Origin of the sequence: Cellvibrio sp., assembly GCF_039207905.1 — a bacterium.
In the GTDB taxonomy this organism is placed as follows: Bacteria; Pseudomonadota; Gammaproteobacteria; order Pseudomonadales; family Cellvibrionaceae; genus Cellvibrio.
Map to the genome: position 1 here is coordinate 103,592 of NZ_JBCECX010000018.1, position 13,809 is coordinate 117,400.

10 protein-coding genes and 1 pseudogene are annotated in these 13,809 nt (G+C 46.4%); all 11 read right to left on the minus strand.

What is annotated here, in order from left to right:
- Nucleotides 1-428: 428 nt before the first annotated feature.
- Nucleotides 429-899, minus strand: a complete 471-nt coding sequence (locus AAGC78_RS12690; protein WP_435784456.1) for a heme-degrading domain-containing protein — start codon at nt 897-899, stop codon at nt 429-431.
- Nucleotides 900-993: 94 nt separating this feature from the next.
- Nucleotides 994-2,520, minus strand: coding sequence for an amidohydrolase family protein (locus AAGC78_RS12695; protein WP_435784457.1), 1,527 nt, complete (start codon nt 2,518-2,520; stop codon nt 994-996).
- 65 nt (nt 2,521-2,585) lie between these two features.
- Nucleotides 2,586-3,011 (minus strand): DCC1-like thiol-disulfide oxidoreductase family protein, encoded by a 426-nt coding sequence (locus tag AAGC78_RS12700; protein ID WP_435784458.1) that lies wholly within the window; start codon nt 3,009-3,011, stop codon nt 2,586-2,588.
- A gap of 167 nt (nt 3,012-3,178) precedes the next feature.
- Nucleotides 3,179-3,493 (minus strand): hypothetical protein, encoded by a 315-nt coding sequence (locus AAGC78_RS12705; RefSeq protein WP_435784459.1) that lies wholly within the window; start codon nt 3,491-3,493, stop codon nt 3,179-3,181.
- A gap of 39 nt (nt 3,494-3,532) precedes the next feature.
- Nucleotides 3,533-4,702 (minus strand): efflux RND transporter periplasmic adaptor subunit, encoded by a 1,170-nt coding sequence (locus tag AAGC78_RS12710; protein WP_435784460.1) that lies wholly within the window; start codon nt 4,700-4,702, stop codon nt 3,533-3,535.
- Nucleotides 4,695-7,892, minus strand: coding sequence for an efflux RND transporter permease subunit (locus AAGC78_RS12715; protein WP_435784461.1), 3,198 nt, complete (start codon nt 7,890-7,892; stop codon nt 4,695-4,697). The genes AAGC78_RS12710 and AAGC78_RS12715 overlap by 8 nt, the downstream gene beginning before the upstream one ends.
- 206 nt (nt 7,893-8,098) lie before the next feature.
- Entirely contained in the window at nt 8,099-9,040 is a 942-nt protein-coding gene (locus AAGC78_RS12720) for a DMT family transporter (protein WP_435784462.1), read from the minus strand.
- A 198-nt stretch (nt 9,041-9,238) separates the two neighbouring features.
- Nucleotides 9,239-10,615 carry an amidohydrolase family protein gene (locus AAGC78_RS12725; protein ID WP_435784463.1) on the minus strand — a complete coding sequence of 459 codons (1,377 nt, stop codon included), beginning with the start codon at nt 10,613-10,615 and terminating at the stop codon, nt 9,239-9,241.
- A gap of 16 nt (nt 10,616-10,631) precedes the next feature.
- Nucleotides 10,632-11,918, minus strand: a complete 1,287-nt coding sequence (locus AAGC78_RS12730; RefSeq protein WP_435784464.1) for an alpha/beta hydrolase family protein — start codon at nt 11,916-11,918, stop codon at nt 10,632-10,634.
- A gap of 215 nt (nt 11,919-12,133) precedes the next feature.
- Nucleotides 12,134-12,826 (minus strand): tRNA (adenine(22)-N(1))-methyltransferase, encoded by a 693-nt coding sequence (locus AAGC78_RS12735; RefSeq protein ID WP_435784465.1) that lies wholly within the window; start codon nt 12,824-12,826, stop codon nt 12,134-12,136.
- A 93-nt stretch (nt 12,827-12,919) separates the two neighbouring features.
- Nucleotides 12,920-13,809 (minus strand): annotated as a pseudogene (locus tag AAGC78_RS12740) (elongation factor G); the annotation flags it as partial.

Genomic DNA, 13,809 nt, shown 5'->3' on the forward strand with positions numbered 1-13,809 from the left:
AATCTATTTATTATGTAAGGCTAATAATGCTATGACCGAAAACGCGAATTGCCGATCCGTTATAGATAAATAACAGTGGTCTGTTTTTATAACGGTGTTTGTATCAGTGAAATAATAATTATTGTTGCTTTTATCTGTGATGAATCGTGATGTGTTTGCTCTGTTGCGAGCAGGCTGAACATTCTAACTAGATCATAACCTGTCTTTCCAGCAAATTTTTACGGTTTTTCTAATTAGGATATAATTATTCGATTCTTGGTGAATGTTAGGGATTTTGTATTGCTCAATTAGGTGTTTTTATGAATATTAAGTTTTCTTTTGCGGTGTAATCGTTTGCATGATGGCTTGCGACAAATATGTAATCGTGTTTCACTCCAACACATTTTCTCGCATTGGTGATCGTTTTGGGTAAACGAGCCAATGGCTCGTTAATTCTGGTTTACCAGTAGCTCACGCAAAGCACCTATCGCCAACTGATGATCAATCTCTTGCGGTAAACCTGAAACCGTAACTGTGCCAATGATTCCGCTATTTTTAATCCGAATTGGAAATGACCCACCATGTGCACAATATTCTTTAGCATCTATGTGCGGTTGTGCTTCAAAATCGCGATTTTTGGAGGCGTTATATTGGCCCGTGTAATAAGAGCTGTGTCCAAAGCGCATAACTGTTTGGCGTTTGCGTCTTACCCATTCGTGATTGTCTTTATTGGTGCCGGGCATGAAGTAGCTAAATAGCACGTGTTCAAAAGCGTAAACTTCAATAGCGACGGATGCAGAGATTTTTTCTGCGGCGAGTTTAATTGCACTACCCAATTCCCATGCAGTCTGGTTATTGAAATACGAAAGTTGGATTTCGTCTTCTTGTGCCAGTAATTCATTTAAGAGGTCGTTGTTCATTTTTAATACTTCATTTGATGTTGGATTAAGATGTCAGTTTGCCAGCAATCGGCGCTGATTTTCACTGGTTATTCGGCAGTCTTCGATGGTCTTATCAATATCCGCCAGGGTTTTTAATGAACTCCCATAATATTTTGCAACCTATGGTCCAGCTTCTAGTCCTTTGTTCGACGATACTTTCAATATTATCCAATTTATGTCGATCATAGAAATTACCATTGAATATAACGGATTCAATGCTGGCGCTGTTGCGAATATCGTCCAGTGGGTTTTTATTGAGTAGAACCAAGTCTGCCTTTAGTCCTTCCTTTACTTGCCCGTAATCTTGGGTTAGCGAAAAGTATTCAGCGGGAGAGAGTGTGGCTGCTTTCAATGCTTCTGCCGGAGAAAGCCCAGCCTGCACAAGTTGCTGTAACTCATCGTGTACCGTTGCACCGGCAACAATATAATCGGTTCCCGCCAAAATTTTCACGCCAGCCTTGTGGGCTGCGCCGGTGAGTTCAAGTCCTTTTTTATAGAATTCACGATAAGTTTGTCGTGCTTGTGGGGATGGATCTTCATCAATTGTTTTGTTTACATCCTCAAGCCATTGCCATTTCATTAGCGGATGCAGATAGCGCAGCAAAGGATCTTCCAATATCAGTGGCTCCTCACCGTAAGCATCCACCCGGCGGGTAAGGTGAGTGGGAACGTACCATGTTCCCGCGTCTTTCATTGCAGTAAAAATTTCATTCGCGAGTGCGGGATCATGTTCATCCAGCATGCGTTGCCGATCTTCTTTCCATTCACCCTTTTCCGCAGCGCTGCGCAATTCAGTGCTGCCAGAAAAAGATTCATGCAAAATAAATCGCGCATGCTCAATACTTTTTTGATGTGTTGCTGCTTCTATCGCACTAACCGCAAGAGGTCTGTGTCCAATAACGTCCATGCCTAATTTTTTGGCTTCATCTGCTACGGCAAAATACGCATCGCGCGATATATGGTCATACACTTTAATTGCGTCGACTTTGCCTTTGTAATAGCGAACAAAATTCCGCGCTTGTTGTGCGTCGGCTGCACCAAAAAAATCGGGCAAGTCTTTAATCTGGTTGTGAATACCGGAACCATTTAACATCCAGCTAGTAGTACCCTGGATGCGAGGCCCAACTAGTTTATGTTCTGTTGCTAATTGAGACCATTGCTTTAGATCTTCAGGGCAGGGGAGGAATGGGTCACCTTGTTTTGGGCAGCTGGTTAAATCCCTTACATTGGTCACCCCGTAGCTTATGTAGAGTGGCATATCCAATAGTGGAGTGACTTTGTAAATATGGGTATGCATATCCCAAAGTGAGGGAATTAAAAACCGATTCCGGCCATCAACCTGAAGTGCAGTTTCTGGAATTGCTAGCGTGTGTGCTTGGCCGATGGAGATGATGTGTTGATCAGCGATCAGTACACTTTGGTGCGGAATTAGTGTTCCCTCTTGCACATCAACAATCGATACATCATTAATAACAATCGGTGTTGTGGTATGTATGGGTTCTACATTTTTTAATGGCCACATCACACCCAGTGTAAATATCGCTACAAGTAAAGCGATGAAGTAGAGCGCATAGCGAAAAAACGGCTTGAGTATCCTCATTATATTTATACATTCCTGTGTTTATATGATGTGCGGGAGAGGTTTGATATTGTAGTTTTAAACGATTAGCTACCAGCCCCGGTTTTTTGCTTTTTCAAATTCTCAATATAGCGAATCCCAAGTAATTTTAGTAACAGTGTACGAAAGGCTTTTCCCATTGGGTAGAAAATTTTTGAGCCGACTTTGGTGCTAAACACATAATAATTAATGCGATTGAAAATCCCGGAAGGGCTGCTGAGCAGGGTGAGCATATGAATCGCGTCCGGCCCATAATAGATTGCGTCTTTAAATTTCAGCACCATGCCTTGGTCTATGTCCAAGCCCATGCGAGTTATTTCATCCATTAGTTCACCGGGTTGGCGTGCATCAACCAGATGTAAAGTCCCCACGGCTTCGCGGATACGAATGTACTTGCAGTAGGTTTTGCATACGGGGCATTCGCCATCGTATACCAGCCAAACATCTTCTTTCGTGCTTGAATTTTGTGACATTTTTAACCGGCTTGATTTTGCAGTTTAAGGAGGAGATGGGGGGAGATTACAGGCGTTGCTGACTATATCGCATTACGCGAAAACTAAAAACAGGTGTATATGACGAGGGGTAATTAAGGGGTTAGGTATGGAGCACAGGTGTGCTCCTTTGGGCTTACTTGGTGGTGTCAGGACTCATCAAAAACTTGTTCCCATTCCTCTTTGTAGCCGATGCTACTGAGATAAGTACTGATGATATTCATACTGCGACCCATCCAATATTGTAAATCTATATCTCCCTGCACCATTATTTTTTTGTTCTGATCGTTCGCTGAGGCTTCCAACATTTTCCAGAAAAAACGCGACAGCGCCAGTGCCTGTTCTTTAGTATTTACCGGTGCTTTTCCTTCAATAATATCGATCAGGTATTCTCCACTCAATAAGGTTGCATAATGCAAACAAATCCATTTTGCTTTCTGATCTTTCTCGCTGAACTCTAACAAGTTTATCCCTCTAGGTTGTTAAGTTTTTATCGGTGCGTTTTATTTTGCCACCCGAACTTCATCTCCACTGCGAACGGCATCTGGTGGGGTGGTGATGATTCTGTCAGTTGCATTTATGCCTGCCAGCAATTCAACGGTGGTTCCTTCGTCGCGTCCAATTTTTACCGGTTTGAGCGCGACAATATTTTTATCGTTGATTGTTGCAACAGATGGTTTTTGATCGCGGTATAAAATAGCGCTACCGGGAACACGGATGCGGTCTTTGTTGCTAGCTAATTTAAAACTGACTTGCGCGTAAGCACCGGGCATAAGTTCACCTTGCTCGTTGTTTGCTTGCAGCTCGACGAGTACTGAGCCGGATGCGACATCAACTGCGTGAGCACTGCGGGTTACAGCCGCAGGGAAGGTTTTGTCATTGTATTCGGGTAACACCAGTTCTGCTTGCTGATCAGTTTGCATTTGTGCTGCGTAATTTTGCGGCACACGCACAAAAACGCGCATCAAGCGAGTATCGGAAATGGTGAACAATGGTTGGGCGTTTGAATTGCCAGCAACCACCAATTCACCAAGTTGCGCCGAACGGCTGGTCACTTTGCCATCAAACGGAGCGGTAAGTCTGGTAAATGATTGCAGCGATTCCAGGCGGTTTACATTGGCGCGGGCTGCCGCAGTTGCTGCAGTTTTCGCTTCGGCATCTCGGCTGCGTTGCTCAACCATTTCACGTGAAATCGCCGCACTATTCATTTTCATTAAACTGTTAGCGCGATCCGCCATGCTTTGCGCATTATTTTGCTCCGCGAGTGCAGTGGCGTAATCCGCTTTTGCTTGCGCTAGTTGATGTAGTAATTCCGGTGCATCCAATATTGCCAGTACCTGGCCTTTTTTTACCGTATCACCGATATCGACCAACCATTCTTTTATGTAGCCATTGGTTTGCGCGTAAATAGAAGCGCTGTTGAGCGGTTCCAAATTACCGGGCAATACCAGTGCGTTTGCATTATCTGATAATGCCGCGTTTATTACCGATACCGTTGGGATTGCAGATTGCGCCGCGACTTTCGCCAGCTCTGCGGTTGCATTGCTGCGCTGCATTATTCCAATACCGGCAAGTGCTAAACCGACTACGCCGATAACAATGCTGACTTTTACCAACTTGCGACGATACTCAGTTGGATTTACATGCGGGATTTGCGGGTGATAGTTAGACATTGTTTGGCATTAACTCCGAATTGTTTGCAGCAGTTTTGGTGGTGTGGCGATGAGCCAGACTAAACACAGCAGGAACAAAAAATAATGTGGCAATGGTGGCGGTAATGAGCCCGCCGATAACAGCGCGACCGAGCGGTGCATTTTGTTCTGCACCTTCACCGATACCGAGCGCCATAGGGATCATGCCGATAATCATGGCGAGTGCAGTCATAACTACCGGGCGAAGTCGAACATAACCGGCTTCTAGCGCGGCTTGTAAGGCATCGCCAGTTTCTGCGAGGCGATCACGCGCAAAACTGACCAACAAAATTGAGTTTGCCGTCGCGACACCCATACACATAATTGCGCCGGTTAATGCAGGCACCGAAAGCGGTGTAAAGGAAACAAAGAGTATCCACACAATTCCGGCCAGTGCGGCGGGCAGTGCTGAAATAATCACGAATGGATCTTTCCAGCTTTGGAAGTTCACCACGATTAAAAAATAAATCAACACAATTGCGCCGAGTAATCCATAACCTAAACCACCGAAGGCGATATTCATGGTTTGGTATTGGCCGCGCAAAGTTACATTGGTGCCAGCGGGGCGCTCTTTTTCAAGCTCTGCGATAACCGTATTAATATCACTGGCCACCGAACCTAAATCGCGATCCTGTGTGGTGGCGAAAATATTAATCATGGGTTGAATATTGTATTGCGACACTACCGGCATGGTAGTGGAGCGGGTGATGCTGGCAAGGCCACCTAAATTTTGTGTGTTATCACTGGTGGCGGTTGGCCCCGAGACGGGAATATTTTCCAGATCGCTAATATTCGCCATTAAATATTCCGGCACCTGCGCTACAACTGGATAAGAAACGCCGTTCGCGGGATTCACAAAAAATACCGGTGCGGTTTGCTGGGTTCCCGATAATGAAGCGCCGAGACTATTGGTAACATCGCGCGAGGTAATGCCGTATTGGCCGATACGTGAACGGTCGATATCAATATTTAATTGTGGCGAACTTTCCGGTTGTTGAATGCGCGCATCAGCAACACCGGGAATGGTGTTGATACGATGTAATAATTTCTGGGCAAAATCGCGATTCGCGGCAAGATTACGGCCAGTCACTTGTACATCAATCGGTGACGGAGAGCCGAAATTTAAAATCTGACTGGTAATATCTGCCGGTAAAAAAGAAAAGGTCACGCCCGGAAATTGTTTTGGCAATTCCTGCCGCAGCAAGGCGATATGTTCCGCTGAGCGATAACCGGGTTTGAGGCTTATCATCATGTCGCCATCCTGCGGGCTAATCGTGCCTGAGGTGTTGTAGATCATATTCAACATACTTACCGGCATACCGATATTATTGATAATAGAATCCAGTTCTTCTGCAGGAATCAGCTCGCGTACCGAGCGGCCAATTAAATCAAATTGGGCCGCATTCTCTTCAATTTTAATTCCGCTAGGCATACGCACATGCATCAGGATGCTGCCCGAGTCTACTGCCGGAAAAAAGTTGCGACCTAAAAAGGGTACTAATAAAAACGATACCAACACCAAACCCATAAAGGTCATGATAAACAGTTTGCGCGTGGCCAGAACACCGGCTAATGATTTGGTGTAGCTAATGCGTAACTTCTCAAAGCCGTGTTCAAATTTTTTCTGAAACTGAATGAACGGTGTAAACATGCTTTTGCGTTGCGGTTGTGCATGTTGATCGCTGTGACCATGAGGTTTCAAGAGATAGATCGCCATGGTTAATACCACGGTGCGCGACAATAAAAATGACGCAACCATCGCAAACACTACCGAAAGCGCCATTGGGACAAATAAATATCCGGAGATGCCGGGCAGGAAAAACATCGGTACGAATACGATACAAATGCACAAGAGCGCTACAAATACCGGGATCAGAATTTCAGCCGCACCATCCATGATCGCCTGGTTAACGCTTTTACCTTCCCCCAAATGGCGCTCGATATTTTCAATCGTCACTGTGGCTTCATCGACCAAAATGCCGATTGCAATCGCGAGGCCGCCCAATGTCATGGCATTCAAGCTTTGCCCGAACGCATTGAGCACGGCGATAGCAGCAAAAATAGACAGTGGAATTGACGCGGCGACAATTAAGGTCGCGCGCCATGAACCGAGAAACAGCAAAATTAATAACGAAATTAATGCAGCGACCAGAAAGGCTTCATGCACTACGGTCATCATCGATGAGCGTACAAATACCGATTGGTCCGCAACGGGAATTGCAGTGAGTGAATCGGCCAAGCCTTCGGTAATTCGCGGCAGCGCTTCTTTTACACTTTCAACTACGGTGAGTGTTGATGCTGCACCGTTTTTCAGAATGGTCAGTAATACTGAGCGCGTGCCTTCTACTTGCACGATATTTTGTTGCGGGCTGTTGCCATCGCGCACCGAAGCAACGTCGCGAATATAAATGGTCGCGCCGTTGACGACTTTGATGGGGATGTTGCTTAACCCTTGAATAGAATCGGGTGCGTTGTTGAGTTTAACGTTGTATTGCTGCGCGCCGATTTTCATAAACCCGGCGGGGCTGATTTGATTTTGCGCTGCAATGGCTGCGCTCACATCCGCTGCCGATAAACCGTAAGACTGCAACGCAACCGGATTTAAATCTATCTGCACTTGCCGCTGTTTACCTCCCGATGGCAAGGGCATAGCAACACCGGGAAGTGTGAGCAATTGCGTGCGGATTTGTGCGGTACCCAAATCATTCAACTGTTGTTCGCTCAAGCCTTCACCCGAGAGCGCAACCTGTAGCACCGGCACGGTAGACGCATCGTAATTCACCACAAAGGGTGGCGTTGTTCCCGGCGGCATGCTGCGCAACATGGTTTGCGATACCGCAGTAACCTGCGCGCTCGCCGTGCGAATATCCACATTGGGTTGGAAATAAATTCGCACTATGCCCATGCCGGTCATCGACTGACTTTCGATATGTTCGATATCGGCAACTGTTGTCGTCAGCGCGCGCTGGTAGGGAGTGATGATGCGATTGGCTACATCTTCCGGTGCGAGTCCGTTGTAAGTCCAGGCGACGGCAATAACGGGAATGCGGATGGAGGGAAATATATCCACGGGCATGCGCATGGCGGCCAGTGTTCCGAAACCTGCAATCAAAATTGCCATCACGATAAAGGTGAGTGGTTTTTGCAGGGTGATACTGATCAGGCTTTTCAAGGGGGAATCGCTCCTTTATAGAGTAGATGCCAATATCAGAATGGATGGTGGGTATTGCAGTAAACGCGAAGTTGTTGGGCCTAGTTTACCTATGCTTTCCCGTCACCAAGCCAACATTTTGCTGACAATTTTGTCAGCAATTGTTAAGTGGATTTAATGGGTTTCTGAAGCGAATAAAAGATGAGCGAAACGATCAGGTTGCGCTATTACAGCTGATCGGTTTCTGCTTTAACTGGTGCGGATTTGGATAATTTTGATTTGAATGCGACTAACAAACCGGCTGCGGCAATGACTGACATGCCCAGCAAACTCATGCTATCGGGAATGGTATCGAAAATAATCCAGCCCAATAAACCGGCCCACAACAATTGAATGTAGGTCAGGGGCGCGAGGATTGATGCGGGTGCGTGGCGATAGGCGAGGGTGAAAAGATAGTGCCCGAGCCCACCGGTTACGCCCATGCTGATCAGCAATATCAATTCTAATTTGCTCGGTAATGTATCTTCCCAAAACCAGGGCAGGGCGATGCCGAAAACAATTGAGCCGATTAGCGCGGTGTAGAGCAGCAGCGTGATCGCTTTTTCGGTGCTCGCTAAAAGACGCGACAGCAATTGATAAGTGGCATTGGCCGCTGCCGCTCCCAACGCAAACATGATTCCCACTGCATCCAAACCGCCGCCGGGTCTGGCGATCAGCAGTACGCCGATAAATCCCGTCACAATCGCCGCCCAACCCAAGCGGCCAATATGTTCGCCCAGCATGGAACCGGCCATTAATGCCACTAAGGTGGGGGCTAGATAATTGATTGCAGTGGTTTCCGCCAGCGGCATGCGTTGGAGTGCCATACCCATACACAGCGACGCAATCGTCAACACGACTGCACGCAGCACTACGAGGCTCGTGCGCTGGGTTTTTATCAGCTGCGTGGAATGGCGCGGAGCGAGGATCATTACCATCAACAAAAAGTGCACTATGTAGCGCATCGCCACTACAAAAGGGACGTTGTAGTGGGTGGTGAGGTATTTGGTGGTGCTGTCCATGCAGGCAAACAAAAACAAGCCCAGTGCAGCTAGCAGGAAACCTTTGAACGCGTTTTGAACTAACACAGGTTGTGCTACTACAGGGCGATCAGCCTGAGGGTCATTCATTCGTTAATCCAATCGATGGCCAGCAAGATGACTTGTGGCGTGAAAATACCTGGCTATTGTCTCAGATGTTAGGCCCGAGAGGGGACTATTTGTAAGATTTATTAACCATAGCAGCAATTGGGCGATGTGATTGGTTTGGAATGAGAAAAACTCAAGGCTGCGCTTGTGATGTAAGCGCAGCAGCTCCGGGAGGTAGGGTTAGTGGTGTCGGGCGGATTCGAGCAATTCGTTTATATCGGCGCGGGAAAACCAGCGTGCGTTGGTATATACGCCGCTTACACTCCGGGTATTTCGTATATCGATCAGCGGGTTTTTATCAAGGAGGATAAAGTCAGCGCGTGCGCCAACCTGAATTACACCTGCTTTGCCTTTCTCGCCAAGATAGTTCGCCACATTTACTGTACTGCACTTAAGCGCCTCAAAGGGCGTTAATCCCGCCTCAACGAATAGGCTTAATTCCTGATGTAGGGACAAGCCGGGTACCAGTGTGCCGAAGGTATCTGTCCCGGTTAATAAAGGAACTCCTGCATCATGCAATTCTTTGGTCAGTAAAAATAATATTTTCAGGTTGTGGTCGACTTCTGCTTTAGTCAGCGGAAAGCCTTCTTCCTGATAAGGATTTGTAGCTGGGTTCAGCCAATGCTCGCGAACATCAGCCGGTAAATATTCTAGTTCGGGGTTATTGCGCATTGCAGCTAGATGTTCGTCTGATGCCCATTCACCTACCATCTTGTAGACGATCAATGTTGGGTCCACATAGATACCTGATGTTGCTATGTCATTAACGACCTGCGCGCGATATTTGTTATCGAGCAAACGCTCTGCATTGGCGCGATAGTCAGATAAAAATTCTTCCCTGTTATCCGCTGCGAAAGGAGTATCGCGCGAGACATATAAAAATTCTTCCATATGCTCCAGCGAATTTAATGACAGTGAATTTTTTAATGGTTTGTTGCGCTGCGCGTGGCCTCTGACGTTAAGCCCGCGCTTTTTAGCACCGGCAATTATTGCGTTATAAATATCGCTATCAATATCATCGTGAATTTTTACAAAATCAATGCGTTTTTTTTGATGTTCATCCAGCACTGATTCTACTTCCGCCAGCGTTGCTGGAAAATCGCCACCTAAAAATACGCCGCCAACCAGGTAGCGTGGGCCTACTACCTCACCGGCGGCGATTTGATCGCGCAGCTGCAAATGATCAATCGCGCCATCGCCATCAAGCAACCACATATTTGCCACCGTAGTAACACCTTGTGCAAGAAATAAATTAAACATGGTTTGCGGCTTCCAACGAACATGGATATGCATGTCGGCGAGGCCAGGCATCAGGTAGCGATGCTCGCCATCAACACGTTTATTCGCGTTAATTTTGTGAGCACGGGATTGGCTGATAATGGCTACAATCTTTCCCTCCTTGATTGCAACAGCCATATTGTTTTTTGCGACCGGTTTGTCCATAGCGATGACATTAACGTTTTCAACAATATAATCCGCTTCGATATTGGCGGTTTTATCTATCGCACAGCTGCTGAGAAAAATAAATGAAAGTGCAATACACATTGTTTTGTACATACTAAAATCCTTTCCCTTATTTTGGTTGGTTGAGTAAAAATGCGTTGCCGGAAAATGGTTTTTTCTTTTCTTGAATCCATTCGGCAACGAGACGAAAGTAGCCATCGGTCACGCGGGTGATATGGCGTGATCCATCGGACATTTCCGTGTATTCATACATGCCGTGGTCTGTATTAGGAAAGATATAAACTTGTAATTTGGGATTGCGCTTTTTGAGTGTTGCTAGTTGTTGCAGCGTTCTTTCGCTGGGGGCTTCGCGATCATTTTCCGCTGCTATCCAGAGTACAGGGACTTTTATTTTTTCCATTACGGATGATGAATCGTAATCCCATATTAATTCCAGGTTGTCGAACAGGGCGCGGCCGATTCGCGTTAACTCAGCATCGCTCATACGCAACATGGCGCCGCTATATTCACCGTTGATGGTATTTATCCAGGGTTTATTTTTGAGTGTCTGGCGCAGCGCCTCTAATTCTTTTAAACCATCAGTAAACTGGGTTCTTAATACTTCAGCGGTGACTTTGGATAAATAGCGTATTTGGTTTATATCTTCAGCTGAAAGTTTTTGTTGTCGGGCTTCCAATATCATTTGATCGAGGTCTTCTTCAATTGGTGATGCCACCAAACCAAATCCCACCACGATAAAATCAGCAGGTGAACGCGTCGCAGAGAGCGGAGCTACCCATCCTCCCTGGCTCGAACCCCAGAATCCCGCGCGATCAAATCGACCTACAGCAAGTGACCGTGCATGCGACATTGCTGCCGCGGCGTCATCGGCTAAAAGTTCAAAATTTTGCGTGTAAATTCCATCTGATTGACCGGTTCCTCGTTTGTCGTAGACAAATACAGAAATTCCTAAACCTGCAAGCAGCAAAGCCCGTGAATTGCCTATGGCGGGTGATTGTTCGGAGCCGTGCACCATAACGACCAATGGTCGAGAAGCCTTAGGGCCACCTGCGGGCTCAATTAATTCTCCCGTTAATTCAGTGCCGGCAGAAGTGAAAGTAGTTTTTGTTCGATTTAGAGGAGTGGGCACGAGTTGGCTGGTTATATTTTTCTCATCTTTTAATGAGATGAAATTGTTGCCGCACTCGAAGGGTTTTGATGTGGAAAGCGTTGTTCCAAAGCGTCCGTCCAATAATAAATATTTGAAACCGGTAGAGGGTGAATCAATGGTGTCGGTGATGACGGCGACATGATGTTTATCGTCTTTGTAAACGCCGGGCGCACAATCAGCGTTGGCTGATGTTGGTAAGCTGGTTGCGAATAGTATTGCCAGAAATACAGTTTTGTAAGTATCCATCTTGCGCATCGCCTAATTGCAGATACCTTGCTTGTTGCAGGTAATTTCACAGTTAGATGATGCTTTGCTTGAAATAGATTCAGGGAGAGAAATTATTTATTGTTGTGTCGCCCGTAAGGAGTGAAACGTATTACGGGATTGTCGCCTTATTTTATGGAGCACATTAAACAAGCCGCCGTATTTCGCTAGGCTCCATACGGGCTACGGTTGGGGGATCAGAGAGTTACTCTGCTGTAGGCATCAATAATATGCTGCACTTCGGTTTTGCGGTTTAACTGAACTCTTTTGTAGTGATCCAGTGTTTTCTTTAGATAATCAGAGGCGATTTTTGCTTGCTCCGGTGCGTCGCTTTTCCATATCAGACTACCGACTTCATTTACTGGAGTGTGGAAATTACTGCGGTCAGTTGAAACCAATAATATTTCATAGAAACGATGGTTTTCCGCAATCAGGCATTCGGATTTCAGGCTGAAATTCAGTTCGATAAGTTGTTGGCGCAGTGTGAATTGGTGATGGACAGGGCAGAGTAAGAAATCGATATCGACAGCTGTGTTCTTTTGATAAATCGTTTTAACTAATTCCGTCATCAGATCACCACCTACGCCAGCGATGATCACCAGATGTTTGCCAGTGTATTTTTGCAAGGGCAGGGCAGATACATCCATGCAGTGTGCTTGCCATTGAGTGCTTGAGGTTGGCTCGATATTTTCCGGATAAAAATGTGCGAGCTTGTTTTTGAGTTCGTGCATAAGTTCGGGAACTATATCGACAAAATGAATCTTTGGTGCGGCTTGCCGCGCAAGTAATGCGGCGCCTAACAATCCGTGATCGCAACAGCAATCCCAAATGTGGTCGTAGGTTGCGGTCACCATGGAGTCAATGTGTTTTAGTCGTTTACCAAGCTTCAACGGGAACTCTCAATACAAACTTGTAGAACAGGGGGCAATAAAAAAGCCCCGCCTGTTTACACATGCGGGGCTCTTTTAGCGTTTGCTTAAAACTTACTTGGCAGCAGCTGCTTTTTTCTCTTTTTCTTTCGCGATTACTGCTTCAGCCACGTTTGCAGGGCATGGAGAGTAGTGAGCGAATTCCATAGAGAACTGACCGCGGCCAGAAGTCATGGTACGCAGGGTAGAAATGTAACCAAACATTTCTGACAGCGGAACTTCAGCTTTAATACGTACGCCAGTTACACCAGCTTCTTGGCCATTGATCATGCCGCGACGACGGTTCAAGTCACCGATAACATCACCTACGTGATCTTCCGGAGTGAATACGTCCACTTTCATGATTGGCTCAAGCAGTTGTGGACCTGCTTTTGGCATAGATTGACGGAAAGCGCCTTTAGCAGCGATTTCGAACGCGATTGCTGACGAGTCCACGGCGTGGAATGCACCGTCGAACAGGTCAATTTCAACGTCCAATACCGGGAAGCCAGCCAATGGACCAGTGCCCATCATTGATTGGAAGCCTTTTTCGATCGCTGGGTAGAATTCTTTTGGAACGCTACCACCAACCACGGAAGTCTTGAATACAAAACCAGTGTTTGCTTCACCCGGCTTGATGCGGTAGTCGATCTTACCGTATTGACCAGAACCACCAGATTGCTTCTTGTGGGTGTAGCTGTCTTCGATTTCGCGGGTAATGGTTTCGCGGTAGGCTACTTGTGGTTGACCAACATTCAGCTCTACACCGTAGGTGCGCTTCATGATGTCCACTTTAATATCCAGGTGCAATTCACCCATACCTTTCAGGATGGTCTCGCCAGAATCCTGGTCGGTTTCTACACGGAAAGTCGGGTCTTCAGACACCAGCTTACCGATAGCGGTAGCCATCTTCTCGATCATGCTCTTGTCTTTCGGAGTTACAGCAATAGAAATTACTGGCTCAG